The organism is Rhodococcus sp. NKCM2511 (assembly GCF_014905595.1).
GTDB classification, from domain to species: domain Bacteria; phylum Actinomycetota; class Actinomycetes; order Mycobacteriales; family Mycobacteriaceae; genus Rhodococcoides; species Rhodococcoides fascians.
In genome coordinates this window covers 1,032,056-1,057,562 of sequence record NZ_BNHJ02000001.1, presented here as the reverse complement: position 1 = coordinate 1,057,562, position 25,507 = coordinate 1,032,056, and the positions used below count along the sequence as shown (strand labels likewise).

At 66.2% G+C, this 25,507-nt stretch carries 27 protein-coding genes; 22 read left to right on the top strand and 5 right to left on the bottom strand.

What is annotated here, in order from left to right; all coding sequences use genetic code 11:
- The first annotated feature begins 67 nt into the window (after nucleotides 1-67).
- The 6 genes from JLZ96_RS04790 to glmM all read left to right on the top strand — a co-directional run bounded on the left by JLZ96_RS04790 (nucleotide 68) and on the right by glmM (nucleotide 3,807).
- Nucleotides 68-406 carry a WXG100 family type VII secretion target gene (locus tag JLZ96_RS04790; protein ID WP_032365623.1) on the top strand — a complete coding sequence of 113 codons (339 nt, stop codon included), beginning with the start codon at nucleotides 68-70 and terminating at the stop codon, nucleotides 404-406.
- A 64-nt stretch (nucleotides 407-470) separates the two neighbouring features.
- Nucleotides 471-752 (top strand): WXG100 family type VII secretion target, encoded by a 282-nt coding sequence (locus tag JLZ96_RS04785; RefSeq protein WP_032365622.1) that lies wholly within the window; start codon nucleotides 471-473, stop codon nucleotides 750-752.
- Between the two features lie 111 nt (nucleotides 753-863).
- Nucleotides 864-1,205: a TraR/DksA C4-type zinc finger protein gene (locus JLZ96_RS04780; RefSeq protein ID WP_027496343.1), complete on the top strand. Its 342-nt coding sequence runs from the start codon at nucleotides 864-866 to the stop codon at nucleotides 1,203-1,205.
- A 184-nt stretch (nucleotides 1,206-1,389) separates the two neighbouring features.
- Nucleotides 1,390-1,833: a 50S ribosomal protein L13 gene (rplM, locus tag JLZ96_RS04775; RefSeq protein WP_027496344.1), complete on the top strand. Its 444-nt coding sequence runs from the start codon at nucleotides 1,390-1,392 to the stop codon at nucleotides 1,831-1,833.
- Nucleotides 1,830-2,354 carry a 30S ribosomal protein S9 gene (gene rpsI / locus JLZ96_RS04770; RefSeq protein ID WP_027496345.1) on the top strand — a complete coding sequence of 175 codons (525 nt, stop codon included), beginning with the start codon at nucleotides 1,830-1,832 and terminating at the stop codon, nucleotides 2,352-2,354. The genes rplM and rpsI overlap by 4 nt, the downstream gene beginning before the upstream one ends.
- 106 nt (nucleotides 2,355-2,460) lie before the next feature.
- Complete coding sequence (gene glmM / locus JLZ96_RS04765) at nucleotides 2,461-3,807, top strand: phosphoglucosamine mutase (protein WP_027496346.1); 1,347 nt, start codon at nucleotides 2,461-2,463, stop codon at nucleotides 3,805-3,807.
- Between the two features lie 21 nt (nucleotides 3,808-3,828).
- Here the strand turns inward: glmM and JLZ96_RS04760 are convergent, their stop codons facing one another.
- A complete protein-coding gene (locus tag JLZ96_RS04760; RefSeq protein WP_027496347.1) occupies nucleotides 3,829-4,869 on the bottom strand; it encodes an LLM class F420-dependent oxidoreductase in 1,041 nt (346 codons plus the stop codon).
- A 150-nt stretch (nucleotides 4,870-5,019) separates the two neighbouring features.
- Here JLZ96_RS04760 and JLZ96_RS04755 point away from each other — a divergent pair, with 150 nt between their 5' ends.
- The 3 genes from JLZ96_RS04755 to JLZ96_RS04745 are packed head-to-tail and all read left to right on the top strand — an operon-like array spanning nucleotide 5,020 to nucleotide 7,495.
- Complete coding sequence (locus JLZ96_RS04755; RefSeq protein WP_201009576.1) at nucleotides 5,020-5,325, top strand: type VII secretion target; 306 nt, start codon at nucleotides 5,020-5,022, stop codon at nucleotides 5,323-5,325.
- Nucleotides 5,322-7,232, top strand: coding sequence for a hypothetical protein (locus tag JLZ96_RS04750; protein ID WP_201009575.1), 1,911 nt, complete (start codon nucleotides 5,322-5,324; stop codon nucleotides 7,230-7,232). The genes JLZ96_RS04755 and JLZ96_RS04750 overlap by 4 nt, the downstream gene beginning before the upstream one ends.
- Complete coding sequence (locus JLZ96_RS04745; RefSeq protein ID WP_201009574.1) at nucleotides 7,229-7,495, top strand: hypothetical protein; 267 nt, start codon at nucleotides 7,229-7,231, stop codon at nucleotides 7,493-7,495. Before JLZ96_RS04750 ends, JLZ96_RS04745 begins: the two co-directional genes overlap by 4 nt.
- Nucleotides 7,496-7,514: 19 nt before the next feature.
- On the opposite strand, the gene JLZ96_RS04740 is transcribed toward JLZ96_RS04745, so the two are convergent.
- Nucleotides 7,515-8,375, bottom strand: a complete 861-nt coding sequence (locus JLZ96_RS04740; RefSeq protein ID WP_201009573.1) for a dienelactone hydrolase family protein — start codon at nucleotides 8,373-8,375, stop codon at nucleotides 7,515-7,517.
- A 99-nt stretch (nucleotides 8,376-8,474) separates the two neighbouring features.
- On the opposite strand from JLZ96_RS04740, the gene glmS reads away from it, so the two are divergent.
- From glmS to tsaD, 8 genes are all read left to right on the top strand, one after another.
- Nucleotides 8,475-10,337 carry a glutamine--fructose-6-phosphate transaminase (isomerizing) gene (gene glmS, locus JLZ96_RS04735; RefSeq protein ID WP_201009572.1) on the top strand — a complete coding sequence of 621 codons (1,863 nt, stop codon included), beginning with the start codon at nucleotides 8,475-8,477 and terminating at the stop codon, nucleotides 10,335-10,337.
- 51 nt (nucleotides 10,338-10,388) lie between these two features.
- A complete protein-coding gene (locus JLZ96_RS04730) occupies nucleotides 10,389-11,822 on the top strand; it encodes an NAD(P)H-hydrate dehydratase (RefSeq protein ID WP_201009571.1) in 1,434 nt (477 codons plus the stop codon).
- Nucleotides 11,823-11,898: 76 nt separating this feature from the next.
- Nucleotides 11,899-13,101 (top strand): alanine racemase, encoded by a 1,203-nt coding sequence (gene alr, locus JLZ96_RS04725; RefSeq protein WP_094622598.1) that lies wholly within the window; start codon nucleotides 11,899-11,901, stop codon nucleotides 13,099-13,101.
- Between the two features lie 3 nt (nucleotides 13,102-13,104).
- On the top strand, nucleotides 13,105-14,118 hold the full coding sequence (locus JLZ96_RS04720; RefSeq protein WP_201009570.1) for an alpha/beta fold hydrolase: 1,014 nt from the start codon (nucleotides 13,105-13,107) through the stop codon (nucleotides 14,116-14,118).
- Nucleotides 14,111-14,638: a tRNA (adenosine(37)-N6)-threonylcarbamoyltransferase complex ATPase subunit type 1 TsaE gene (gene tsaE / locus JLZ96_RS04715; protein ID WP_027496356.1), complete on the top strand. Its 528-nt coding sequence runs from the start codon at nucleotides 14,111-14,113 to the stop codon at nucleotides 14,636-14,638. Before JLZ96_RS04720 ends, tsaE begins: the two co-directional genes overlap by 8 nt.
- Nucleotides 14,639-14,762: 124 nt before the next feature.
- Complete coding sequence (gene tsaB, locus JLZ96_RS04710) at nucleotides 14,763-15,437, top strand: tRNA (adenosine(37)-N6)-threonylcarbamoyltransferase complex dimerization subunit type 1 TsaB (RefSeq protein ID WP_201010656.1); 675 nt, start codon at nucleotides 14,763-14,765, stop codon at nucleotides 15,435-15,437.
- Nucleotides 15,434-15,922 (top strand): ribosomal protein S18-alanine N-acetyltransferase, encoded by a 489-nt coding sequence (gene rimI / locus JLZ96_RS04705; RefSeq protein ID WP_027496358.1) that lies wholly within the window; start codon nucleotides 15,434-15,436, stop codon nucleotides 15,920-15,922. Before tsaB ends, rimI begins: the two co-directional genes overlap by 4 nt.
- On the top strand, nucleotides 15,919-16,956 hold the full coding sequence (tsaD, locus tag JLZ96_RS04700; RefSeq protein ID WP_032388218.1) for a tRNA (adenosine(37)-N6)-threonylcarbamoyltransferase complex transferase subunit TsaD: 1,038 nt from the start codon (nucleotides 15,919-15,921) through the stop codon (nucleotides 16,954-16,956). Before rimI ends, tsaD begins: the two co-directional genes overlap by 4 nt.
- On the opposite strand, the gene JLZ96_RS04695 is transcribed toward tsaD, so the two are convergent.
- Complete coding sequence (locus tag JLZ96_RS04695) at nucleotides 16,941-18,626, bottom strand: Hsp70 family protein (protein WP_201009569.1); 1,686 nt, start codon at nucleotides 18,624-18,626, stop codon at nucleotides 16,941-16,943. The two genes, tsaD and JLZ96_RS04695, sit on opposite strands and share 16 nt — an antisense overlap.
- A 521-nt stretch (nucleotides 18,627-19,147) precedes the next feature.
- On the opposite strand from JLZ96_RS04695, the gene groES reads away from it, so the two are divergent.
- Complete coding sequence (gene groES / locus JLZ96_RS04690; protein WP_008718149.1) at nucleotides 19,148-19,447, top strand: co-chaperone GroES; 300 nt, start codon at nucleotides 19,148-19,150, stop codon at nucleotides 19,445-19,447.
- 98 nt (nucleotides 19,448-19,545) lie between these two features.
- On the top strand, nucleotides 19,546-21,159 hold the full coding sequence (gene groL / locus JLZ96_RS04685) for a chaperonin GroEL (protein WP_027496360.1): 1,614 nt from the start codon (nucleotides 19,546-19,548) through the stop codon (nucleotides 21,157-21,159).
- A 79-nt stretch (nucleotides 21,160-21,238) separates the two neighbouring features.
- Here the strand turns inward: groL and JLZ96_RS04680 are convergent, their stop codons facing one another.
- Nucleotides 21,239-21,532, bottom strand: a complete 294-nt coding sequence (locus tag JLZ96_RS04680; RefSeq protein ID WP_027496361.1) for a WhiB family transcriptional regulator — start codon at nucleotides 21,530-21,532, stop codon at nucleotides 21,239-21,241.
- A 687-nt stretch (nucleotides 21,533-22,219) separates the two neighbouring features.
- Here JLZ96_RS04680 and JLZ96_RS04675 point away from each other — a divergent pair.
- The 3 genes from JLZ96_RS04675 to JLZ96_RS04665 all read left to right on the top strand — a co-directional run bounded on the left by JLZ96_RS04675 (nucleotide 22,220) and on the right by JLZ96_RS04665 (nucleotide 24,785).
- Nucleotides 22,220-23,062: a hypothetical protein gene (locus tag JLZ96_RS04675; protein ID WP_152530426.1), complete on the top strand. Its 843-nt coding sequence runs from the start codon at nucleotides 22,220-22,222 to the stop codon at nucleotides 23,060-23,062.
- Nucleotides 23,063-23,197: 135 nt separating this feature from the next.
- A complete protein-coding gene (locus JLZ96_RS04670) occupies nucleotides 23,198-23,776 on the top strand; it encodes a sigma-70 family RNA polymerase sigma factor (protein WP_027496363.1) in 579 nt (192 codons plus the stop codon).
- A complete protein-coding gene (locus tag JLZ96_RS04665) occupies nucleotides 23,769-24,785 on the top strand; it encodes an anti-sigma-D factor RsdA (protein WP_051365104.1) in 1,017 nt (338 codons plus the stop codon). The genes JLZ96_RS04670 and JLZ96_RS04665 overlap by 8 nt, the downstream gene beginning before the upstream one ends.
- Before the next feature lie 89 nt (nucleotides 24,786-24,874).
- Here the strand turns inward: JLZ96_RS04665 and JLZ96_RS04660 are convergent, their stop codons facing one another.
- Complete coding sequence (locus JLZ96_RS04660) at nucleotides 24,875-25,279, bottom strand: DUF5319 domain-containing protein (protein WP_027496364.1); 405 nt, start codon at nucleotides 25,277-25,279, stop codon at nucleotides 24,875-24,877.
- Nucleotides 25,280-25,507 lie beyond the last annotated feature (228 nt).

Here is a 25,507-nt window from a genome sequence, read left to right as displayed (position 1 = left end):
GGGCGTACGTGGATACGAAAATCGAAGCAGAGGAGTCGAAGTGGGATATCCAGGGGGACCGGAATCTATGGGTTCGTCGAACGGCGTCACCGTCACACCGCAGGAGCTCGTTGCCGCCGGGGCGACGATCGAGGGCCTGAGCGTGTCGATCGATGCGTCCAACTCGGCCGTGCGTTCCATCGTCGAGCAGACCGCTGAGGCATGGGTGGGCAAGGCCGGCAAGTCGTTTCAGGATGTCATGTCGCAGTGGGACACCAGTGCCCAGAAGATGCGCAGCGCGCTCGAGCAGATCTCGGCGGACATCAAGACCAACGGCCACGGCTACTCCGATGCGGACGACGACAACGTGGCGGCTGTGAACCAGGTGGCGGGATCGCTCGGTTCGGGACTGACCACGTTCAACTGACGGCACGACCGGCCACCGAACGGCCGACCACACGACCGAGCTCTATCTAGGAGACTGATTCGACATGAAGTACGACTTCGCTCAGATCGCGGCGTTGACCGAGGCGATGAACAAGCAGGCGAACGTGACCAAAGACCTTCTCGCCGACGTGGACGGCACTGCGAAGAGACTTTACGAATCGTGGGAGGGCGACGCGATGACGTCCTACTACGAACTCCAGCGTCAGTGGAACTCCGCATCCGACGAGCTCAATCTCATTCTGTCGAGCCTCGTCGCGGCCGCCCGCACCGGCGGCGAGGCCATGCACGGGGTGGAGATGGCGAACAAGGCGCGCATGGCGCGCTGACCGTCGACCACGAGCGTCGTATGCCCCGATCGGCACTCGTCGGTCGGGGCATACGACTGTCGAGGGGCGCGGCACCTGGCGCGGGTTGTGGTGGCGGTGTGTACTGGACGGATGACGGATTTCGGGACGGCGATCGATGCCGAGCGTTCTCGCGCCGAACACCGCCTGCACTCCCTTCGCGACGAGCTCGCGTCGGTCATCGAAGGCAGCCGGTGGACCACCGACGACGACGAACACGACCCGGAGGGTTCCACCATCGCCTTCGAGCGTGCCAAGATCGCGGCCCTGATCTCCGACACCGAGTCCGAGATGCGCGAGCTCGACGCCGCGTCCACGCGGTGGGATCTCGGGACGTACGGCACGTGCGAGCGGTGCGGAGAGTCGATACCGGCGATCAGGCTCGAGGCATTGCCTGCGGCCCGCCGCTGTGTGCGGTGCGTTCGCCTGTCCTGAGCCGGTCTTCCGCGTCGGAGGCGTTTTGACCTTGGTGCCGGCTCCCGGTATCGTTCCCCGTTGGCGTGTATGGGCTCGCCGCATTTCTTCGATGCGCAGAGCTCTTGTCCTCGGGTCTCAACTGGCCGCCGAGGGCATCCACACGTCTTGGCCAGCAGCGACATCATGAAGACAGGAATTTTCTGTGTCTACTTACGCCCCGAAGGCCGGGGACACCACCCGGACGTGGCATGTGATCGACGCCACGGACGTCGTGCTCGGACGCCTCGCCGTCCAGGCCGCGACACTGCTCCGCGGTAAGCACAAGCCCACCTACGCACCCAACGTCGACGGTGGCGACTTCGTCGTCATCATCAACGCCGAGAAAGTTGCCATCAGTGGCAACAAGCTCGATGGCAAGTTCCACCACCACCACTCCGGCCATCCGGGCGGTCTGAAGTCGCGCTCGACGCGTCAGGTGCTCGAGAACAACCCCGACCGTCTCGTGGAGAAGGCCGTTGTCGGCATGATCCCGAAGAACAAGCTCGGAAATGCCATCGCGAGCAAGCTGAAGGTCTACGCGGGACCGAACCACCCGCATGCCGCTCAGCAGCCCGTTCCGTTCGAGATCAAGCAGGTGTCCCAGTGACGGCGCCGGAGGGAAATGACGTGACGTCGCAGGAGAACATCGAAGAGATCGCCGCCGACGAGTTCGTGGCAGTGGAAGATCCCGAGGTGGCCACGGAAATCGAAGCTGCTGCAGCTCCGGCCCCCATCGTGTTCGATCGCCCGATCCAGACCGTCGGCCGCCGCAAGGAAGCCGTCGCTCGTGTTCGGTTGTCCTCGGGCACCGGTGGCTTCAAGCTCAACGGCCGCACCCTCGAGGATTACTTCCCGAACAAGGTGCACCAGCAGCTGATCAAGGCTCCTCTGGTGCTGGTCGACCGCGCAGAGTCCTTCGACATCGTGGCACTGCTGCACGGTGGCGGACCGTCGGGACAGGCAGGCGCGCTGCGTCTGGCCATCTCGCGTGCGCTGATCGAGCTCACCCCGGACGATCGCCCGGCTCTCAAGGCCGCCGGCTACCTCACGCGTGACGCGCGTGCGGTCGAGCGCAAGAAGTACGGCCTGAAGAAGGCCCGTAAGGCGTCGCAGTACTCCAAGCGCTGACGCGTCTTACCCGTTCCATCCTCGAGGGCAGGCTCCAGCAAGATCGGATGCCTGCCCTCGAGGCATTTTCCGACGATGTTCTCTCTGTTCGAAGGGGTCTTCACTCATGGCGCGATTGTTCGGCACCGACGGAGTGAGGGGACTCGCAGGCGGGGTCCTGACGGCAGAGCTCGCCATGACCATCGCCCGGGCTGCCGCCGCCGTGCTGGCACCGGATGTCGACGGTGGTCGACGGACAGCGGTCGTCGGCCGTGACCCCAGAATCAGCGGTTCGATGCTCGGTGCCGCAGTGTCGGCCGGGCTCACTGCCTCGGGTGTCGACGTGATCGACGTGGGCGTGCTGCCGACCCCCGCGGTCGCCTACCTCACCGGCGAATACGGCGCGGCGCTGGGCGTGATGATCTCCGCCTCGCACAATGCGATGCCCGACAACGGAATCAAAATTTTCGCCGCAGGCGGGCACAAGCTCGACGACGACATGGAAGATCGCATCGAGGCGTTGCTCGGGGTGGACGGCCGCACCGAGAAGCCGGTCGATGTGACCGGCGCTGCCATCGGTCGCATCGACGTCGCTCCCGACGCTGCCGAGCTCTATGCCGGGCACCTCGTCGCACCGCTCTCGCATCGACTCGACGGTGTCACCGTCGTGGTGGATTGCTCGCACGGTGCAGCCTCGACGGTCGGACCGGAGATCTACCGCCGGGCCGGTGCGACGGTCGTGGCGATCAACGCCGAGCCCGACGGGCTGAACATCAACGACGGGTGTGGTTCGACGCACCTGGAAGGGCTGCAGAAGGCTGTCGTCGAGCACGGGGCCGACCTCGGGATCGCGCACGACGGCGACGCCGACCGCTGCCTCGCGGTCGATGCCTCCGGTGCGGTGGTGGACGGGGACGCGATCATGGCTGTGCTGGCCATCGCGATGAGTGAGAACGGCACGCTGACCGACAACACGTTGGTCGCCACCGTCATGAGCAACCTCGGGCTCCACATCGCGATGCGCGAAGCGGGAATCACGTTGCGTACCACCGCAGTCGGTGATCGATACGTCCTCGAGGAGTTGCGCCGCGGAGGGTACGCGCTCGGCGGTGAGCAGAGCGGACACGTCGTACTCCCTGCGATCGGGACGACCGGCGACGGGATCGCCACCGCGCTGCGTGTGATGGAGCGGATGGCCCGGACCGGACGCACCCTGGCGGATCTGGCGTCGCCGATGCGCACGCTGCCCCAGGTGTTGATCAACGTACGTGTCTCGGACAAAGCTGCGGTGGCGTCGGCACCGTCGGTGTCGGACGCCGTGGCCGTCGCCGAGCTCGAGCTCGGCCAATCGGGGCGAGTTCTGTTGCGTCCCAGCGGGACCGAACAGCTCGTGCGAGTGATGGTGGAAGCGTCGGAACTCGACGTAGCGACCCGGCTCGCCGAGGAGTTGGCGGGCCGGGTCGCGGCGGTCTGATCGTCAGGCAGTGTCCGATCGTCAGGCGGTGAGTTCTCGCAAGGCGGTGAGCTGCGCGACGCGTCCTGCGGTGTCCTCGGCCAACGGTGCGACGTTGAGTGTCGTCACGCCGGCTTCGGCGAAGGCTGCCACGCGCTCCTTGACGTAGCTCTCCGGTCCGATGAGATTCACCGAACGCGCGAGCTCGTCCGGAACCGCCGCTGCTGCTTCCTCTTTCTTGCCGGCGAGGTACAGATCCTGAATCTTTTCGGCCTCGGCTTCGTAGCCGTAGCGCTGAGCAAGGGAGTTGTAGAAGTTCTTACCCTTGGCTCCCATGCCGCCGATGTAGAGCGCCAGGTGCGGCTTGACCCAGGGGAGGTACTTGTCGGCGTCCTCGCCGATGGCCAGGGTGGGACTGGCGAACACCTCGAGTTCGCCGAGTGACGGATCGCGTTTGGCCTTGCCTGCGGCCAGCGATTCGCCCCACACGTCGGCTGCCTTCTCCGGAAAGTAGAAGATGGGCTGCCAGCCCTCAGCGATCTCTGCGGTGAGCTCGACGTTCTTCGGTCCGAGAGCGGCGATGACGACCGGAATGCGTTCGCGCACAGGGTGATTGATCAGCTTCAGTGGCTTGCCCAAGCCGGTTCCCTTGTCCGCCGGCAACGGGATCTGGTAGTGCTTGCCCTGATACTGCACTTTTTCTCGACGCCACACCTGGCGGCAGATCTCGATGACCTCACGGGTTCTGGCGATGGGTGCGTCGTACTTGACGCCGTGGAAACCCTCGACGACCTGTGGCCCGGATGCGCCGAGTCCGAGAACGAAGCGCCCGTCGGAAACGTAGTCGAGGCCGGCGGCCGTCATGGCCGTCAGCGACGGCGTTCTCGTGTAGATCTGGAAGATGCCCGACGCGATCTTGATCGTGCTCGTCTTGGCCGCAAGGAACCCGAGTTGACTGACGGCGTCGAAAGAATAGGCCTCGGGCACGAAGATGATGTCGAGGCCCGCCTTCTCGAGTTCGGCTACCTCGGCAACGGTCTCGGTGAAACCACCGCTGTAGTTCAGCATCGTTCCGATGTGCATGGGACTCCTCGTTCTCGAGTAGCTGGTGAAGCTGCTCGGTTGTCTGTTACCGACGTTTCGTATCGGGACGTTACCGCTCGCCGGGGAACCGATGGGAGTCGGCGCACGTCATAGTGGGAAAGGGGCACTTCGAGCGGGAACGGGCGGGCGATGAGCGACGGATTCTGGGTGGACGCGGTCCGCGTGCGCGAGGTGGCGAACTCGATGACGGCGTCGGCGGAGGCCCTGGGTGCGGCAGCCGATTCGATCGCATCACCGGGATTCGGTACCGCCGCCGCAGGACGGAATTACGGAGACCTGGGCGCGGCTTATCTCGACGCCCACTCCGGGCTCGGGCGGGCCGTCGGGGTGTGGCGATCGTCGGTCGACGACATTTCCGATGCCCTCACCGTCGCGATGGACGCGTACGACATACAGGACGACGCCGGCGCGCACGCGATCGACTCGTTGCGGTGACCGCTTCTTCCACCTCGCCCGCCGAGGCAGCATCGGTCGACGAGATTCTCGACGCCAATGCCGTCGGGCTGCTGTACTTCGAGCGTTTCCTGCCGTTGGCCGAGCGCGTGCCCGGCAGCGAAGTCCCGCGCTACGACGAGGTGTGTGCACGGTACGACGAGCAGCGCGGCCTCAACCTGGATGCTTTGACGTCCGACGCAGATGCGGTCGGGGCGATGGCTGCGGCGCTGAGCGAAGAATTGGACGAGCAGGCGCAGCTCCTGATCGTTCTTCGACTGCGGTGGCACGGTGACGCCGGTGAGACGGCCCAGCGATATGTGGCCACCGAGCAGGAGAGAGCAGGAGTGCTTCTCGACTCGGTCGAGGATGCGCTGCAGACGATGTACGCGGCTGTGGACGTACTGCGTGAGGCTGTGACCGACAAGGCCGAGCTCGTCGGAAGCCTCGATACCGACACCGTGGAAGGACACGATCCTGACCGAATCGATGCGCTTCTGCTGGCCTCGGGCGTCGAGTGCGTTCCGGTCGACCGGGCAACCGTGTTCGCCCGCCTGGCACCGGCGTTTCCGGAATGGGCCGAGCAATTCGCGCGAGGAGACGTATCGGACGAGTTCGCAGCCGAGGTCGCCGACCGGTCTCGAGAATGGATCGAGGGCGAGTTCGTGCCACATGTGCAACGCACGTGTGCCGCAGTGTCGTCTGCCTGCATGGCCACGGACACGGCCGTTCGAGAGTGCCTGGCCCTGGTGGTGAAGGTCATCGAGGAAGTCGTCCACCCCGTGTTCGACGAGCTCGACGAGCGCAGTTGGGTGCCACTGGCTGTTGCTGAGAAATCGAGTGAGCGGTCGTCGCCCGAGAACTGCCCTGCGGCGGTCACGGCCGGAGCTGGGGGAGAGGCAGCCGTCACCGGACCCGCATCGGCAGCCCACCCTCCGTCCGAGGTGCCGGCCTCGGCTCCGCCGGCGCAACCGGCACCTGCTCCGGATGCACGTGCCACCGGTCCCACGGCGTGGGGCGAAACCGAGAACGACAATGGTCGTGAAGACAGTCGGGTCGATGCAGTCGCCGGACTCGTCGACGGCATCGTGGACGGCATTGTGGACGACATCGTGGACCGGGTTGTCGAGGCGCTCGGTGACACGACCGGCGACGGGAGTCTCAGCGACGAGACCGATGCCGACCCCACTGCAGAACCCGACCCCACTGCAGAACCCGACCCCGCCTCAGAACCCCACCCCACCGCAGTACCCAATCCGACTGCAACGCTCGATGATCCACCCGATTCGATCCCGTCGCCGGAATTCGGTGATGCATCGAAGGTCGTCGGCGAGCGCGGCCATCTCGAGGCCGAACTCGACGGCCATCGTGCCCGTATCGCGCTCGAACACGATGGGGCCGTATCGCTTCGACTCGAGACACCGGGCCTCGGGGTGCGCACGTTCGAGTTGCGCGTCGGTCCCTTCGGGTTGCCGGAGATCGTCGAAGTTCCCGGGACCGTCGATCCGAGCGGTGTCGGGGTGTCGAACCGGTCTTCGGCGACCGTGGAACCGCCGGAGCCCGCCGCGGGGAATCGAACCACACCCGATGCAGAACCCGAGATCGGACCGGCACCTCCTTCTGCCGAGTCCGGCGCTCCCGAGCCGAACACAGCGACCTCACCGTCGGTGGATGTCGCACCGGCCGACGAGCCGCAGGTGGGTAGTGCACCGACGGACTTGCAGCCCGCATCGACCGCGGATACCCCGGCGGTATGCGTTCCTGAAACTTCGGACGAGGAGGGCTCCGTCCGGCAGGGCTCGAACGAGGCTCATGAGGTACCTGCAGCTCCCGTGGCCCCTCCGGTCACCGAACCTCAGCCCAGCTCGGCGGGATCCGGCGCGGGCTTGAGCGAGGCGGGTGCACTGTGAATTCGGACCCCGCGTGGCGTCGTGAACTGCACCGTATTCGCGACGCGCATCGGTCGGCGATGGCGGATGCCGCCGAACGGCTACGGAATCCAGCAGATCCGGTGAGAACCGATGTGGGACAGAAGGTTTCGGACCCGTCGAGCGGAGGCGACACTCGGTCGGCGGCGGGCTCGGTCCTGCGCCCGGCTCACCTGGATCGACGGCACGGCGCACCACACGTCGAACCGGACCCCGACGAGCAACCCCGATCGTGGCTGGTGTGACGACGCCGAGCCCGGTGGGTCAGCCGCGACCCAGCAATGCCTTGATCGAGGCTGTCGCCTTCGGCTTGGGCTGCTCGGTCAGCGGCGCGTGAGGATCGACAGCACGGGTGCCGGCGATGTCGCCGTTCGTTCCGGCCAAGTCCTCGTAGTCGGAGTCGCCGGTCAGGTGGTAGAGCAGAAATGCGGTCAGTACAGCGCAGGTGCGTTGCTGGGTCTTGCGGTCGGAGCTGTTGACTCCCAGTGCGCGGAGCATTCGCCGGCCTTCGACGAATCCGTCTGCCGTCGAGCCGTCGATCCGTCGGAGGACGGATGGTCCGTGCCAGGCCTGGGCGAGAGCCAGTGAATTGTCGTTGAGCGAATCTGCGTTCGAGCTGTCGCCGACGACCAGTCCGGGCACGTCGAGGCCTGCGGCGGCGTCCTCGGACGACGGTGCCGTCGGTGCCGGAAACAGGGCGGCGACCGCTTTGACATCCGGTCGTCGGGAGGCAGCGAGTACGGCGGTCCCGGCGCCCATCGCGTGACCGACTGTGGCCAGATTCTCGGGATGCACGCTGATGTTGCCCGAGCCCAGGCGAACGCCGGTCATGATGTCGAGCACAGTGCCCAGGTCGGTGGCGAGTCCGCGGTGCGAGGGCACGAGGCCACGCTCGGTGTCGGGTGCTGCCACGACGAACCCCCACGACGCCAGGTGCTTCAGGGTGTCGGTGTAACTGCCGGGGCGCAGCATCCAACCGTGCGCGAACGCCACACCGGGCAGGCCGAAGCCCTCGGCCGGGGTGTAGACGACGCCAGGTTGCCCGGCCAGGGCCAGGTTCCCTCTCAGTACCTTGTGCGGGCCACGCTTGGAGAGAGCAGATGCCAGCTTCTTCGGTTTCGCCACGAGAGATGACGCTACCGAATGTGCTCGGGTATGGGGACGCCGGACACGGCGACCTGAGCGAATGGGTCGTGCGCGTCGTGCCGAGTACCCTGATGCACCATGTGCGGAATCGTTGGATATGTCGGCCACCGCCCAGCTTTGGGTGTGGTGGTCGAGGCGCTTCGGCGTATGGAATATCGGGGCTACGACTCCGCAGGAATCGCGATACTGGACGGCGCGGGTTCTACCGCGGTGGAGCGCAAGGCCGGGCGGCTGGCAAATCTTGAGGCCGAATTGGACGACATCGGCACCGATACGTTCGTCGGGACCACCGGCATGGGACACACGCGGTGGGCGACGCACGGGCGTCCGACCGACCGCAACGCTCACCCACATCGCGACGCGTCCGGATCGGTGGCGGTGGTGCACAACGGCATCATCGAGAACTTCGGTCCGCTGCGTGCCGAACTCGAAACGGCGGGTGTGGAGTTCCTGTCCGACACCGATACCGAGGTCGCTGTCCACCTCGTCGCTCGGGCATACGCGGACGGGCCTACCGCGGGCGATTTCGTCGCCAGTGCGAAGGCGGTGCTGCGTCGCCTCGAAGGTGCGTTCACGCTGGTCTTCACTCATTCCGATCACGCGGACACGATCGTCGCCGCGCGTAGGTCGACCCCTCTGGTGCTCGGAGTCGGCGACGGCGAGATGTTCCTCGGGTCCGATGTCGCAGCATTCATCGAGCACACGCGCGACGCCGTCGAACTCGGGCAGGACCAGGTCGTCGTCATCACGGCCGATGGCTACGACATCAGCGATTTCGACGGCAACGACGCGCAGGGGCGTCCGTTCCGGATCGATTGGGACCTCGCGGCCGCCGAGAAGGGCGGCCACGACTACTTCATGCTCAAGGAAATCCAGGAGCAGCCCGCCGCCGTGGCCGACACGTTGCTCGGCCACTTCGACAACGGCCGGATCGTGCTCGACGAGCAGCGTCTTTCCGATCAGGAACTGCGTGACGTCGACAAGGTGTTCGTCGTCGCTTGTGGCAGTGCCTACCATTCGGGTCTGCTCGCCAAGTACGCCATCGAGCACTGGACCCGGCTGCCGGTGGAAGTGGAACTGGCCAGCGAGTTCCGCTATCGCGACCCGGTACTGGATCGGTCGACCCTGGTCGTGGCCATCTCGCAGTCCGGCGAGACCGCCGACACCCTCGAAGCAGTGCGGCACGCCAAGGACCAGAAGGCGCGCGTTCTTGCGGTGTGCAACACCAACGGCTCGCAGATTCCCCGCGAGGCCGACGCAGTTCTGTACACGCGTGCAGGTCCGGAGATCGGCGTCGCGTCGACCAAGGCGTTTCTCGCCCAGGTGACCGCGAACTACCTCGTCGGCTTGGCTCTCGCTCAGGCGCGCGGCACCAAGTACCCGGACGAGGTGGCGCGCGAGTTCGCCGAACTCGAAGCGATGCCGGAGTTGGTGCAGCGGGTGCTCGAGACGGTCGAGCCGGTGCGTGCGCTCGCGCGCGAGCTGTCGACGTCGTCGACCATCCTGTTCCTCGGTCGACACGTCGGTTACCCCGTCGCTCTCGAAGGCGCGCTCAAGCTCAAGGAGCTCGCCTACATGCATGCGGAGGGCTTCGCCGCCGGTGAGCTCAAGCACGGTCCGATCGCGCTGATCGAGGACGGCGTTCCGGTCATCATCGTCATGCCGTCGCCCAAGGGCCGTGCGGTGCTGCACTCGAAGATGCTCAGCAACATCCGCGAGATCCAGGCCCGCGGCGCTCGGACGGTCGTCATCGCGGAGGAGGGCGACGAAGCGGTCCGGCCTTTCGCGGACAGCCTCATCGAGATCCCGGCGGCGTCGACACTGCTGCAGCCGTTGCTCTCGACGATTCCGCTGCAGGTCTTCGCAGCCGAGGTCGCTCAGGCGCGCGGCTACGACGTGGACAAGCCGCGAAATCTGGCCAAGTCCGTCACGGTCGAGTAGAAGGACCGGCGGGCTCGACACACTTGACGGCACGAGCGGGAGGACCTCGGCATGCGCGGCTACTACACACCCGAGCAGATCAGGAACGCCGAGGCTCCGCTGCTGCAATCGTTGCCCGACGGCACGTTGATGCGCCGCGCTGCGTACGGTTTGGCCTCGGTGGTGGCGCGCGAGCTCTTCTCGCGAACCGGCGGCGTCGCGGGGCGACGGGTACTGATACTGGTCGGATCGGGAGACAACGGCGGAGACGGCCTGTGGGCAGGTGCGTTCCTGCGCAGGCGCGGCGTCGCGGTGTCCGCGCTGCTGCTCGATCCGGACCGTGCGCACACCGAAGGTCTTGCAGCCCTGCGAACCTCGGGGGGACGGGTCGTCACGGAGCCGGACGATCCGGACCTCGTCATCGACGCCATCGTCGGGATATCCGGGAAGGGTCCGCTGCGTCCCCACGCTGCCGGGATGGTCGACCGGATCACCGCGCCCGTCGTCTCCGTGGACATTCCCAGTGGCGTCGATGCAGAAACCGGTGAGGTGTCGGGACCGGCGGTGACCGCCGATGTCACCGTCACGTTCGGCGCTCGCAAACCGGTGCACGTGTTGGCCGTACCTCGTTGTGGCCGAATCGACGTGGTCGACATCGGGCTGACCCTGCCGTCACCCGAGATCGAGTCCTTCGAGCCGGCCGACGTTGGCCGAATCTGGCCGATTCCCACCGCGTCGGACGACAAGTACTCGCAGGGAGTCGTCGGCGTGTTGGCCGGCAGCGCCACGTATCCCGGGGCCGCGTTGCTGTGTGTCGGCGCAGCCGTCGCCGCCACGTCCGGGATGGTTCGGTACGTGGGAAGTGCCGGCGCAGAAGTGGTCTCGCACCACCCGGAGGTCGTCGTCGCACCGGATCTGGATGCAGCGGGGAGGGTGCAGTCGTGGGTCGTCGGCCCCGGCTTCGGCACGGACGACTCCTCGGCGGACATCGTGCGTCGAGTGCTCGAATCGGATCTGCCGGTGGTCGTCGACGCCGATGCATTGACGATCCTCGCGGACAACGAGCAGTGGGTCGTCGATCGCACTGCACCGACGCTGTTGACCCCGCACGCCGGGGAGTTCGCCCGCCTGACCGGATCGGAACCCGGTCCCGACCGCGTCGCGGCCGTACGAGGCCTCGCCGCTCGGTGGGGCGTCACCGTGCTGCTCAAGGGCCGCGCGACGGTCGTCGCCGACTCGGACGGCACCGCGTTCGTCAGTGACGCGGGCGGATCCGCCGCGTCCACCGCCGGATCCGGGGACGTGCTGTCCGGCGTCCTCGGTGCCCTACTCGCAACCGGAATGGCACCGTCGACCGCGGCCGCGTGCGGGGCCAAAGTGCACGCACTGGCCGCAGCCCATGCCGCGCACGGAGCCGATGGCGAATTCGCAGCCCCGATCTCGGCGACACCGTTGTCGAACAGCCTGCGAGAAGCCATCCGGACGGTCCGCTCGGTCGCTGTCTGAGCTGCACTGGGCTCGCCGGCCGACCTAACGGTGTGTCATGAGTTGTGCCACCTGATCCGTGGTGTGTGCGGCAGGGATGGCACTATCGAATGTTGTGACTATCGGTAACGGCGACGTGGAGACCGATCCGCGGACGGATTCGGGTGCTCTGGCAACCGTCGATCTCGATGCCGTGGCCCACAATGTCCGGGTTCTGCGGGAATTCGCAGGCGACGCCGCCGTGATGGCCGTCCTGAAATCCGACGCCTACAACCATGGGGCAGGCCCCGTGGCACACGCTGCCGTCGCGGCGGGCGTGCACGAATTCGGGGTCACGACCATCGGCGAGGCCCTCGAATTGCGCGCAGCCGGAATCACCGTGCCGGTGCTGGCGTGGCTGCACCGGGCCGATTCGGACTTCGGTGCTGCGATCGCCGAGGACATCGGAGTCGGGGTGTCCACGGCCGGCCAGCTGAATTCGGTGATCGCCGCAGCCAGGCGGACCGGTCTCACCGCCGACCTCTCGCTCAAGATCGATACCGGCCTCAATCGCAACGGCGTTGCGCGGGCGGACCTCGATGTCGTCCTGGACGCCACCGCGTCGGCGGTCGCCGAAGGGTCCGTGCGATTGACGGGGATGTTCTCGCATCTCGCCTGTGCCGACGAACCGAATCACCCGGCCAACGACGCCCAGGCAGAGCGGCTCCGCGACGCTGTTGCCCGCGCCGGCCGGCGCGGTATCTCGCCGGCCGTCGTGCATCTGTCCAACTCGGCGGCAACGCTGACCAGGCCGGACCTCGGTTTCGACATGGTGCGTCCGGGTATTGCGCTGTACGGCCTGTCGCCGGTGCCCGATATGGGAGATTTCGGCTTGCGTCCGGTCATGACATTGTCCGCGCAGGTGGCCCACATCAAGAAGGTGAACCGAGGTGAATCGGTGTCGTACGGATACACCTGGACAGCTCCGACCGACACGGTGGTCGCACTGGTGGCGCTGGGTTACGCCGACGGGGTCGTACGCCGACTCAGCGGTCGTTTCGAGGTGACCATCGACGGTCGTCGTTACCCGTCGGTGGGGCGCGTGTGCATGGACCAATTCGTCGTGGATCTCGGCGGCGACAGCTCGGGTGTCGCCATCGGCGACGAGGCGATACTGTTCGGGCCGGGGGACAGCGGAGAGCCGCACGCTCAGGATTGGGCGGATGCGCTCGACACCATCGGCTACGAGGTCGTCACCGGCGTTCGTGGACGTGTTCGACGTCGTTTCGTCGGCACGCGCTCAGGGGAGGCGACGAAGTAGGCCATGCTGGGATTGCTGGAGAGTCTTGCGATAGTGGTGCGGGAGACGGCGTTTCGATCCAACAAGGATCCGCTGGCGACCGAGAATCTCGACCTGATGGACGCCGATCGAGGCAGTATCGTCACGGCGGACGACGGTGTTCCGCTGGCGGTCCGTGAGGTGGGGCCGGCGGATGCACAACTGACCGCCGTGTTCGTGCACGGATACTGCCTGCGCATGTCGTCGTGGCATTTCCAACGACGTGCGCTCGAACAGCAGTGGGGTTCGAGCGTGCGCATGGTGTTCTACGACCAGCGCGGTCACGGCCGCTCCGGGGTGCCCAGTGCAAGCAGTTGCACCATCGGTCAGCTCGGCCTCGACCTCGACGCGGTCATCCGTTCGGTCGTGCCCAAGGGACGCATCGTCCTGGTCGGGCATTCGATGGGCGGCATGTCGATTCTCTCCATGGCGCGCCAGCGGTCGTCCGTCGTCCGGCAACGAGTGATCGGTGCCGTGCTGATCTCCACTACGGCTGCCGGCCTCGCACAGACGGGAGTCGGCCGCAGCCTGCAGAATCCGGCGGTCGATGCTTTTCGACTGGCTGTACGCACGTCACCCGGCCTGGTGCAATTCGGGCGAGGAGCGGTGCGCGCCATCATTTCACCGGTGCTGCGCGCGGCCTCGTACGGAACGCGGGTGTCTCCTCGGCTGGTGGCATTCTCGCAGTCGATGATCGACGACACCTCCGTTGTCACCATCGTGAATTTTCTCGAGACCCTCGAACTGCACGACGAGTCGGCGGCTCTGGCGGAATTCGAGAACATTCCGGTGTCGGTGGTGTGCGGCGACGAGGACTGGATCATTCCCTTCGCGAGTTCGGAAGCACTCACCGACGCCCTGCCGAAATCGGAGATGGTGCGGGTGCGTCAAGGTGGGCACCTGGTGCAGTTGGAGTTCCCCGAACAGGTCAACGGTGCGATCCTTCGCCTGGTGGCGCGAGCATCGGAGCCCAAGAAGAAGCGGTGGGGCGTTGTCTGATTCCGAGAGTCCACCGAACTCCCGGCTCGACCTGCCCGTCGAGGCCGAACTGGCGACGGCGACGGACACTGCCGAGTTCGGTGCTCGGCTCGCGGACATTCTGGTCGCCGGCGATCTCGTCGTACTCGACGGTCCGCTCGGTGCGGGGAAGACCGCGATGACCAAGGGGATCGCGGCGGGTCTCGGAGTGCACGGTCGCGTCACCTCACCGACGTTCGTCATCGCCCGCGAGCATCGACCAGGCGTGCGCCCCAACGGTTTACCGCCTGTCGCCCTCGTGCACGTCGACGCCTACCGTCTGGGTATGACGGGACAGTCCGCGTTCGACGAGCTGGACGCGTTGGACCTCGATACCGATCTCGAGCACGCCGTCGTCGTCGTCGAGTGGGGCGAGGGCGTGGTGGAAACCCTGACGGATCAGCATGTCTCCGTGCGCTTGTCACGCGATCCGGAATCGGACGTCCGACGGGTGAGTGCTCGCCGGGTGAATGGCGATGCGCTCGGCCGCCTACCCGAGTGAGCACCGAAACCCGGCGCGCCCGTAACGGCACTCGACGAAGCGTGCGATGCGGGTATCCCGGGTCCGTGGTTCCGCGGCTACGGGAGTGCTGGGTGCGGCCACCGGGCGGGTAGCCTTGATCCTCGTGCTCGTACTTGCCGTGGACACCTCGACCCCTGCCGTCACCGCAGGTGTGGTGCGGTTGTCCGACTCCGCTGCCGACGGGGCCGATGTCACCACCGTCGCCACCCGCATCAAGGTCGACGCGCGATCGCACGCCGAGGTTCTGACTCCTCACATCCTCGAGTGCCTGGCCGAGGCCGGCATCGTGGCTGCCGATCTCGCGGCCGTCGTCGTGGGGGTGGGCCCCGGTCCGTACACCGGCCTGCGGGTGGGGATGGCGACCGCGGCTGCATTCGGTGATGCGCTCGGACTGCCGGTCCACGGTGTCTGCAGTCTCGACGCGATCGCGGCTGACGTCGACGAATCCGGATCGCTGTTGGTGGTCACGGACGCACGTCGTCGTGAAATCTATTGGGCACGTTACGAAGCCGGGGTTCGGGTAGCGGGCCCCGACGTGATCGCTCCGGCCGAACTGGAGCACGGAGGCGTCGACGCTGTCGCCGGCTCCGCGCCGCATGCCGCACTGTTAGGGTTGCCGGTGCGTGACGTGCAGGCCCCGTCGCCGGCAGGGTTGGTTCGGGTCGCTGCCACCGACATCGGCAGCGGGGTGCCACCGGGACCGCTCGTTCCGCTCTATCTGCGGCGCCCGGACGCGAAGACACTCGCCGAACGGGCTGCGGAGAAGGCCGCTCGATGACGGTGACGATCGAACCGATGACGGTGCACGACTGCGCACGATGCGCGTATCTCGAGACGGTGCTCTTCGAGGGTGACGACCCGTGGTCGGCAGACGCGTTCGTCGCGGAACTGGCTGCGCCGCACAATCATTACGTCACGGCGAAGGAGGCCGGCGAGATCGTCGGTTATGCGGGAATCTCTCTGCTGGGGCAACCGAGCCGCGGCGCATTCGTCGCCGGTGAGGCCGAGGTGCACACCATCGGTGTCGATCCCGCGCACCATCGCCGGGGGATCGGCGGACGACTGTTGAGCGAATTGTTGCGCGTCGCCGACGATCACGGTGGGCCGGTGTTTCTCGAGGTGCGCACCGACAACGACCCGGCCATCGAGTTGTACCGACGTGAAGGGTTCGAGATCGTGGGTACCAGGGCGAAGTACTACCAGCCCAGCGGAGCCGATGCGTTCACCATGCGTCGGCCGGAGAAGACGGAGGCTGCCCGATGATCGTCATGGGTATCGAAAGCTCCTGCGACGAAACAGGAGTCGGCATCGTTCGCTGGCGCGACTCGGGTGTGTGCGAGTTGCTGGCCGACGAGGTGGCATCCAGTGTCGACGAGCACGCCCGGTACGGCGGAGTGGTGCCCGAGGTGGCGTCGAGGGCCCACCTCGAGGCCATGGTTCCGACGATGCGCCGCGCTCTCGCCGCCGCCGACATTGATCGTCCCGACGCGGTCGCAGTGACCATCGGACCAGGACTGGCCGGTGCCTTGCTGGTCGGAGTTGCCGCTGCCAAGGCCTACGCAGCGGCGTGGGACGTCCCCTTCTACGCCGTTAATCATCTGGGCGGCCACGTCGCGGTCGACACCCTCGAGCACGGTCCTATGCCGTCGTGCGTGGCACTTCTGGTTTCCGGTGGCCATACTCATCTGTTGCACGTCGACGATCTGTCCAGGCCCATCGCGGAGCTGGGTACCACTGTCGACGACGCGGCCGGTGAGGCGTTCGACAAGGTGGCCCGCCTGCTCGGTCTGGGCTACCCGGGCGGTCCGGCGCTCGACGATGCGGCGCGCGAGGGCGATCCGACTGCAATTGCTTTTCCCCGCGGAATGACCGGCCCACGGGACGCTCGCTACGACTTCTCGTTCTCGGGGGTCAAGACGGCCGTCGCCCGCTTCGTCGAGGCCCGTCAGCGGGCCGGAGATCCGATTCCGGTCGCCGACATCGCGGCGTCGTTCCAGGAGTCCGTTGCGGATGTGTTGACGATGAAGGCGGTTCGCGCCGCGACCGACGTGAACGTCGATACCGTCGTTCTCGGTGGAGGTGCAACGGCCAACTCGCGGATTCGCTCGTTGATCGAATCACGGTGCGCGCAACAGGGTTTGACGCTGCGAATTCCGAAGCCGCGGCTGTGTACCGACAACGGTGTCATGATTGCCGCCCTCGGTGCTCACCTGGTTGCCGGGGGCGCGGCACCGTCGGCTCTGACAGCGGTGACGGACCCCGGCCTGTCGGTCGCGACCAGTCAGGTTCCCGGCTGAGCGTCCTGAGGGGGCTCGGAGGTTCGCGGCGCTGCCGTGTCCGGTGACGTCCGGGGTTCGACGCTCTGACCGGATACAGCAGGTGGTGGTGACCAGACCGTCGGCGGAGCGGTCAATTCCGGGGTGGGATCCGAGCCACGGACGACCGTCGTGGGAACGGTGATCGATCCGGTCGGGACTTCCGAGCTTTCCGGAACCGACCCTGCCGAGGGGCGAGGTGTCGGTCCTGGACTGAGCTCGATCGGGCCGGACGGCGTGGTGGGTTCGGAAGTCTCACCCGGGGCCGGGGTCGGCTCGACAGGCGAGCTGGTGGTCGGCGCGGGCGTCGTCGTGGGCTCGGGCGAGACCGGCGTCGACGGCTCGACGGTGACGCTGGTGCCCGCGTCGGGCGACGACGACTCCGGTGCCGGATCCATGGGCCAGTCGATCCGCGGGAGGTCTGGAGCAGGCCGCAACGTCGGCGTGGTGGTCGGTGCGGAGGATGCGGGGAGTCGGGACGTCGGACGCGAGGAATCGGCTGTGGTCGCTGCGGGGCCGATCGGGTCAGCCGAGTAACGGGTCGAAGTCGGCGTATCGCTCGGCGAGTAGCCCTCGGCTGCGGGTCGTCCTGCGTCCCCGGCTGCGACGGGTTCGGTGGCGCTACCGGCAGGAGACACGCTGGGGTCGTCTGCCGGGGTCATCGTCTGCAGCCCGTAGGCGAGGACCAGCCCGCCTGCGACGACGGCCGCCGCGATCGCACCCGAGTAGCGACCCATCCGGCCCGCAGTCCGGCGTGCGGCCGAGACCAGGGGGTAATCGTTGTCGGTCACCGATGCGGCGACGACGGCCGCGCCCACGGCGAGCACGGCATCCGGCTCGGGGAGGCGAACGATGCGTGCATGGAACGTGTCGGCCAGAGACGTGGCCAGCAGCGGGATGTGGGCACCGCCGCCGATCAGCACGATGGCCTCGGGTTCGTGGGTGCTTTCGTCGAACACGCTGCGCACGAACTGCGCTGCCTCGTCGAAGAGGGGCGATGCAGCGGTCTCGAATGCAGCGCGGCTCACGGTAAGCGGTACACCGCTGTATCGCTCGATGCGTGCTTCGTTCTCGTGTGAGAGCAGTTCTTTGATCGCCCGGTACCGCGCCGATCCGATTCCGCGGTCGTCGCGAATGTCGTCTCGCAGATTGTCGAGCGTCATGTTCTGAACGAGGTCCTTGACCAGTGCGTCGAGAACGACGCCGCCGATGGCCTCGGATCGGCCGTAGGACAGAACGACACCGTCGGTCCGGCGGGCCACGGTCACCGACAGTCCACTGGCTCCCAGGTCCACCAGGGCGATGGTGTCGTACCCGTCGACCAGACCGGTGGTGGCCAGATGTGCCGACGCGGCGGCGGCTTCCGGAACGAGCCGAACGTCTCGCGTGGTGTGTGCGAGTGCAGCGCGGATGCGCGCCGCATGTTCTTCGGTTCGGAAGGTGACTGCGATGGAATCGGGCTGTCGGTCGCCGGGAACGAGGGACGCCATCAGCTCGACCGCGGACGTCACGAGATCACCGACATCGATCTTCGCCTGGCGATCCGCCGAGACGGTGCGGTACTCGACTGCATGGCTGCCGTCGGATTCGACGGTGACCAGGGCTGCGCACACGCCCTCGGATCCGGTCGATACACCGACTCCTACCCGCATGGTGTACCTCCGCCCCGTTGTCCGTGTGTGGGAACCGTTCGGTTCCGCCGATGTCGTGCAGTGCCTCTCGTCTGTCGAGTCGTGGCGCGGCTGTCGATCGTTATCGTTCGGACAGCTCCGTTATCGTAACGTTACCGATCCCGTTGCGCGACCGTAATAATCTGCTCGGTCGGTTACTTCGCAGGCCCGCGTGCGGCCTCACCTGCACCTTCGGCAGTGTCGCGGCATCGAGAAAAAAGTGTGGAAATCCCCGTGTCGCGTGCCGAGGCGACCGGTGCGGGTGGGGTGGAAGTGCGATCCGGCCGAGTCGGTCCCCCGAACGCAAGCCTGGCGAACCCAGCCCTTGAGTGCTGGCACTCTCGTGTATAGAGTGCTAGTTGGCACCGAGCGAAGTCCCGGCACCCGCGACGACGGGACCGAGTTTCGTGCCGAGTTTGTCAGGACCGCACGAGAAGTACTTACACACAGCTGTCCGGGGATCCGACCCCGGACGCGTACCCCATAACTTTGGAGGGCTCAACGTGGCGAGCGTGAAAATCAAGCCGCTCGAGGACAAGATCCTCGTCCAGGCCAACGAGGCCGAGACGACGACCGCCTCCGGTCTGGTCATCCCCGACACAGCCAAGGAGAAGCCCCAGGAGGGCACCGTCGTCGCCGTTGGCGAAGGCCGTGTCACCGAGAAGGGCAACCGAATCCCGGTCGACGTCAAAGAAGGTGACACCGTCATCTACAGCAAGTACGGCGGCACCGAGATCAAGTACGCCGGCGAGGAGTACCTGATTCTGTCGGCACGCGACGTGCTGGCAGTCATCGCCAAGTAGGCCACAACGCATCCCGCCCCGGAATCCGATTTCAGTGTCGGTCCCGGGGCGGAGTGCGTTCGATCGAGTTTCTTTACTCGAAGGAGTAACACCGAAACATGGCAAAGCAAATCCAATTCAACGAGGAAGCGCGCCGCTCTCTCGAGCGCGGCGTCGACAAGCTCGCCGACGCAGTCAAGGTCACTCTCGGACCGCGTGGTCGCCACGTCGTCCTCTCCAAGGCCTTCGGTGGCCCCACGGTCACCAACGACGGTGTGTCGATCGCTCGTGAAATCGACCTGGAAGATCCGTTCGAGAACCTCGGCGCCCAGTTGGTCAAGAGCGTCGCCACCAAGACGAACGACGTCGCAGGCGACGGCACCACCACGGCGACCGTTCTCGCACAGGCTCTCGTCCGCGGCGGACTGAAGAACATCGCCGCCGGAGCCAACCCCATCGCGCTGGGCACCGGCATCTCCAAGGCAGCCGACAAGGTTGCCGAGGCGCTGCTCGCCGCCGCCACCCCGGTCGAGGGCAAGCAGGCTATCGCTCAGGTTGCCACCGTGTCCTCGCGGGATCCCGAGATCGGCGAACTCGTCGGTGAGGCGCTCACTCGCGTCGGTGCAGACGGCGTCGTCACCGTCGAGGAGTCCTCGACGCTGCTCACCGAGCTGTCGGTCACCGAGGGCGTCCAGTTCGACAAGGGCTACCTCTCGCCGTACTTCGTCACCGACGTCGACACGCAGGAAGCTGTGCTCGAGGACGCCTACGTCCTGCTGTACCGCGAGAAGATCACCTCGCTTCCCGACTTCCTTCCGCTGTTGGAGAAGGTTGCCGAGAGCGGCAAGCCGTTGCTGATCATCGCCGAGGACACCGAGGGTGAGGTTCTGTCGACTCTGGTCGTGAACTCCATCCGCAAGACGATCAAGGCCGTTGCCGTCAAGGCTCCGTTCTTCGGCGACCGTCGCAAGGCGTTCCTCGACGACCTCGCAGTCGTCACCGCGGGCCAGGTCATCACTGCAGATGTCGGCCTGAGCCTGAAGGAAGCCGGCCTCGAGCTGCTCGGCCGGGCGCGTCGCGTCGTCGTCACCAAGGACGAGACGACCATCGTCGACGGTGCCGGCTCGCAGGACGACATCGATGCCCGCGTCGGCCAGCTTCGTCGCGAGATCGAGAACACCGACTCCGAGTGGGATCGTGAAAAGCTCGAAGAGCGGCTCGCGAAGCTCTCCGGAGGCATCGCCGTCATCAAGGTCGGTGCCGCAACCGAGACCGAGCTCAAGGAACGCAAGTTCCGCGTCGACGACGCAGTTGCAGCGGCCAAGGCTGCAGTGGAAGAAGGCATCGTTCCCGGCGGTGGCTCCGCTCTGACTCAGGCCGCGTTGTCGCTGGCCGACGATCTCGGCCTCACCGGTGACGAAGCCACCGGCGTCGCAGTGGTGCGCACTGCACTGAACGCACCGCTGTTCTGGATCGCCACCAACGCCGGCATCGACGGTTCCGTCGTCGTCAGCAAGGTGGCCGAGTTGCCGAAGGGCCACGGTTTCAACGCTGCGACCCTGACGTACGGCGACCTGTTGGCCGACGGTGTGGTGGATCCGGTGAAGGTGACCCGATCTGCCGTGGTCAACGCCGCATCCGTCGCGCGCATGATCCTGACGACGGAGAGCTCCATCGTCGAGAAGCCCGAAGAAGAGTCCGAGGCCGCAACCGGCCACGGACACGCTCACTGATTTTCGGGTAGTACGACGAAGCCCCCAACCCGAACGGGTTGGGGGCTTCGTCGTGTGTGCAGCTGTGAATGTCGTGTGCTCAGACCGCGATGCGACGGCGGTTGTGCCGGGCGTGCAATTCGCGCTCCGTCTCGGACATCCCTCCCCAGATGCCGTACGGCTCGCTGACGTTGAGTGCGTGGGTGCGGCACTGAGCGAGTACCGGACAGCTGCGGCACATCTCTTTGGCGCGCATCTCTCGCTGTGCTCGCGCCCGACCCCGCTCGCCGTCGGGGTGGAAGAACATGGACGAGTCGACGCCACGGCACAGGCCGTGCATCTGCCAATCCCAAATATCGGCGTTCGGCCCAGGGAGGTGATTCGGCTGCGGCATGGAAACTCCTAGGGTGGTGTGGCTTCGACGGATTCGTGATCCGAACAGCGACAACGTTATGTGGGTCGACGAAATCGAGTCAATAGAGCTCGATCGTGGGCAAATGCATAGCGGGAGGGCGAAGAATTAACACGCTCGATATTTACTTCGAGCCGCTCGCATGTGTGCGCTTCCGGTTGAGAAATCGGCCGAGTCGGGAGACGATGCTCATGGCACGACGCGGCGCAGGATCGACGGTGACGTGTCGGCGCGAGCCGGTGTCGCTCCGAATTCCACCGCGCGTTTCTCGAAGACCTGCAGCTCGAAGGTGTTGTCGCAGAGCGTCGAGCAGTGGCGGGCCGGGTTCGGCCTCGACGCACGAGCGGCCGAGCGGATCGAGCGAGGAGTCGGTCGTTGTTGCCGAACGATTCCGATCGGCGGTGTCGAATGTGCCCGACGCATTCTTGTCCGGCTCCGATAAACGACCCGCCGTTTAACCCATTCGCCACACAGCGTTCAGACAACTGTTTCCGAAACAACACCTATTCACATTGTTAATTCTGTGAAAACTGCAGCGGCGTCCCGAAAGGTCGTCGTGAATGCGACAGCTATCCGGCGCGACATTCGCATTCGTGCGTTGCGGTGTCCGGCGTTCTCGGTCGGCCGACTCGCGTGCCTGCGGTCCGGCTGTGGCCATACCCTGACGTCGTGCACTTGGTTTCGAAGTCCTCGCCCGTCACCGGAGAGTCCGACTGCATCGGGCTCGAGCTGAAAAAGGCGGCGTTCGGAGCAGACCCCGGTCGAACCGACCTTCCGGCGGCCACCGATGCGCGGCAGAGTTGGTGCCGCGGCGTCGCACTGGCCGGCCAGGGTCGGTACAACGCCGCCCGGGTCGAGCTCCGGCGGTTCCGGCCGACGTCGCAGGCGCTCGAGTCCCTGTACGAGTCGACCAGGGCGTCATGGCTACGCCAGGTCGGTCGGCACCGGCTCGCCCGCGGGTTCGACGGGAGGGCGGTGTTCCTGATCGGGCTCACCGGCGAGGCGCGAACGACGGACGCGGTGGAGGCGCGCAGTGATGCGCTGGTCGGATTGGCGGCGGATGCACTGGGGACCGGCCGATTCGGGTTCGCGGATGCGTTCCTGGCGCGCAACGCAGAGCTGCTCTCGGTGCGTGGCGGGTCGGATCTGTGGCGTCCGGCGCTGCGCGCGCACTGGGTGGCAGCCGAGCTGGCAATGATGCGTGGGGACGGCTCGGGAGCGCTCCGACACGCCGAGTCTGCTCGCGCACTTGCCGACGACACCGATTCGTTACGGCATCGCATCAAAACCGATCTGGTGATGGCCGCTGCCCTGAGCTGCGCCGGTGCGACCGAGCGCGCACGTGCAGGAGCCGTCGACGTGGCCTGCGCTGCGGCGATGCACGGTTTACTGCCCCTGCGCTGGGCCGCGACCATGCTGTGCGAAGGAACCGGGGGAGCGGATCCGAATATGGTTCCGGCGCGCGACCTGGGAGCCGCACTCGAACGACTGGGTGGATCCGCGGTCGGTTGACCTGGACCGTAGCCGCACACGGACCGAGCGGTTCGATTGTGGGCCGTCGGTATCGCTATCCTTGGTTCGTTCCACCACCACGTGGAAGCGCTCCCAGGCGGGTGCGTACCTGTAACGCGGGGAAATTTGTCGACGATGAACAGTGCGGGTGAGGAGTTGGACTCTTTCGTCGTTGCCGCAGCGCAAGGCGATCGACTGGCTCTGTCCCGGGTCTTGGAATTCATCCGACCACTCGTCGTCCGGTATTGCCGGGCTCGAGTCGGTTCGGCTGAGCGTGGTCAGCTTTCGGCCGACGACGTGGCGCAGGAGGTCTGTTTGGCAGTCATGACCGCCTTGCCGCGTTACCAGGATCAAGGTCGTCCGTTCATGGCATTCGTGTACGGCATCGCGGCGCACAAGGTCGCAGATGCTCATCGCAGTGCCTCGCGTAACAAATCGGACCCGGCCGCCGAAGTACCAGATGTCGTGTCGACAGAACACGGTCCGGAGCAGCGAGCTCTGGAATCCGAGTCGAGTCGTCAGATGACTGCACTACTGGACACCTTGCCCGCCAAGCACCGCGAGATTCTGGTGCTCCGACTCATCGTCGGATTGTCGGCCGAGGAGACGGCAGCTGCGGTCGGCAGCACTGCAGGCGCTATCCGCGTGGCTCAGCACCGAGCTATCGCAAAACTGAAGAACGAAGTTGTGAGAGCAGGTGAAATGTATGGCTAGGGACAATGGTCACGGTGGCCCCGGTGAGACCCCGCGTCGCGGAATCTCGCGTATCGGAGAGCACGTGACACCCACTGGACCGAAGCAGAACGATCCCTATGCCGACATCGGCGCAGACGGTGGTCCCGTGGACCTCGTCGCCGTTCGTCGTGACGATGCCTTCATCGACGCGATCAGTGGTGACGGACCGATCGCAACCGATGATGCGGACGATTACCAACTCGCGCTCCTGCTCGCCAATTGGCGAGCGGACGTGATCACACCGTCCATGCCGGCCGGTCCTTCTCTCGACACCGTTGTTGCGGCCGTCGAGCGCGAGAAGGTGGCAGCCGACATGGCTCGATCCAGCGCGGCGAACCGCGGGGGCCGGATGCGTTTGTTGCGTCCGCTCGCCGGTGCCGCCGCCGCGATCGCAGTCGTGTTGGGCGGTCTGGTGGTCATCTCGTACAACTCGACGCCCGAGGATCCGCTGTGGAGCGTCAAGTCGGTCGTGTTCTCCGAGCAGGCCGATTCGACTGTCGCGCAGATAGATACGACATCGAAGCTGCAGGAGGCGGAGAACCTTCTGTCGTCCGGCGATGCCGACGCTGCCCGCGCTCTTCTCGACAACGCATCGAACCGCAGTTCCGCGGTCATCGACGATGCTCAGCGAGCCGAACTCGACCAGTGGCTGGCCCGTTTGCTGCAGGAGTTGCAGGCCATGACGGTGCCGCCCGTGGTACCTCCGATGGGTGTGGCCCCGGCAGCCCCGTTGTCGGTGCCCAGCCAAGCAACTCTGGTTCCGACGGCTCCGGTGGAGACGGTTGCACCGGAATCCACCGCGGTTCCGAGCACGCCGAATCCGGAAACGACGACACCGGTCAGCCCGCCCGTCACCACGAGTCCGAGTCCGACGACCACCGACGTCACGCCGACGGTGCTCGACAACCCGAATCAGCCGACGGCCACTGCCAGTGGCAGTTCGCCCGAGAACGGCGACCGCATGTCGGTTCCGTCCGGCGGAAGCTGAGCGACAGGCCCTGTTCGACGACGCAGACCGTGAACAACGAAGAAGCCCGACACGATGATCGTGTCGGGCTTCTTCGTTTGTCTGGGGTCTCAGCTCTCGAAACCGTCTCCGTGCAGAGCGTCGTTCATGGATGCATCGGCGAAACCGCGGCAGTAGTCCCAGGTGACGTACGCGTCGGGCACCGGGTCGTAGGCCGGCTCGTGCGGACGCACGGTGCCGTCGACCAGGAGCTGCAACAGATTGGCTCGCAGCATGTCCCAGTCGTGGTAGTGGTCCTGCTGGCAGTCCTCGCAGCACACGACGAGTCCACGAATACCGCGGTGGCCCAGGAGTGCCTCGTAGACAGCGAGGTCAGCCAGGTCCTCTTCCACGGCCAGTCGTTCTTGGGGATCGAGAGGCTGGCCGGGCTCGATTGCATCGAGGGCGGCCGACGGGTCGGCTGGGTCTCCGGCGAACGGATCCGGGGGTAGACCGGGAGGCAGTTGATCGCGCACGCCTCCACGGTACGCAGAACTGGTGGGTCTGCGCCAGCCGTTCGACCGCGACATGCCGGACGATCCGTACCGCCGACCCCCGTACGGTCTGCGATTCGGTGCCTCCGAGCGTCCGCAGCGGGAGGCGTGCGCACTGATTGTGCCGCAGGCCGATACCATGGTTCCCGGCGCTGAACAGATGAGTGCAAGTGCCGAAACTCCATCCGTTCTCCAACACCGCACCGCGGT

Coding starts and splice junctions, on each gene's coding strand:
- JLZ96_RS04790 (WP_032365623.1), top strand. CDS start 68: ATGGGTTCGTCGAACGGCGTCACCGTCACACCGCAGGAGCTCGTTGCC.
- JLZ96_RS04785 (WP_032365622.1), top strand. CDS start 471: ATGAAGTACGACTTCGCTCAGATCGCGGCGTTGACCGAGGCGATGAAC.
- JLZ96_RS04780 (WP_027496343.1), top strand. CDS start 864: ATGACGGATTTCGGGACGGCGATCGATGCCGAGCGTTCTCGCGCCGAA.
- glmM (WP_027496346.1), top strand. CDS start 2,461: ATGGCGCGATTGTTCGGCACCGACGGAGTGAGGGGACTCGCAGGCGGG.
- JLZ96_RS04760 (WP_027496347.1), bottom strand. CDS start 4,869: ATGCACATCGGAACGATGCTGAACTACAGCGGTGGTTTCACCGAGACC.
- JLZ96_RS04755 (WP_201009576.1), top strand. CDS start 5,020: ATGAGCGACGGATTCTGGGTGGACGCGGTCCGCGTGCGCGAGGTGGCG.
- glmS (WP_201009572.1), top strand. CDS start 8,475: ATGTGCGGAATCGTTGGATATGTCGGCCACCGCCCAGCTTTGGGTGTG.
- JLZ96_RS04730 (WP_201009571.1), top strand. CDS start 10,389: ATGCGCGGCTACTACACACCCGAGCAGATCAGGAACGCCGAGGCTCCG.
- alr (WP_094622598.1), top strand. CDS start 11,899: ATGGCACTATCGAATGTTGTGACTATCGGTAACGGCGACGTGGAGACC.
- JLZ96_RS04720 (WP_201009570.1), top strand. CDS start 13,105: ATGCTGGGATTGCTGGAGAGTCTTGCGATAGTGGTGCGGGAGACGGCG.
- rimI (WP_027496358.1), top strand. CDS start 15,434: ATGACGGTGACGATCGAACCGATGACGGTGCACGACTGCGCACGATGC.
- tsaD (WP_032388218.1), top strand. CDS start 15,919: ATGATCGTCATGGGTATCGAAAGCTCCTGCGACGAAACAGGAGTCGGC.
- JLZ96_RS04695 (WP_201009569.1), bottom strand. CDS start 18,626: ATGCGGGTAGGAGTCGGTGTATCGACCGGATCCGAGGGCGTGTGCGCA.
- groL (WP_027496360.1), top strand. CDS start 19,546: ATGGCAAAGCAAATCCAATTCAACGAGGAAGCGCGCCGCTCTCTCGAG.
- JLZ96_RS04680 (WP_027496361.1), bottom strand. CDS start 21,532: ATGCCGCAGCCGAATCACCTCCCTGGGCCGAACGCCGATATTTGGGAT.
- JLZ96_RS04670 (WP_027496363.1), top strand. CDS start 23,198: ATGAACAGTGCGGGTGAGGAGTTGGACTCTTTCGTCGTTGCCGCAGCG.
- JLZ96_RS04665 (WP_051365104.1), top strand. CDS start 23,769: ATGGCTAGGGACAATGGTCACGGTGGCCCCGGTGAGACCCCGCGTCGC.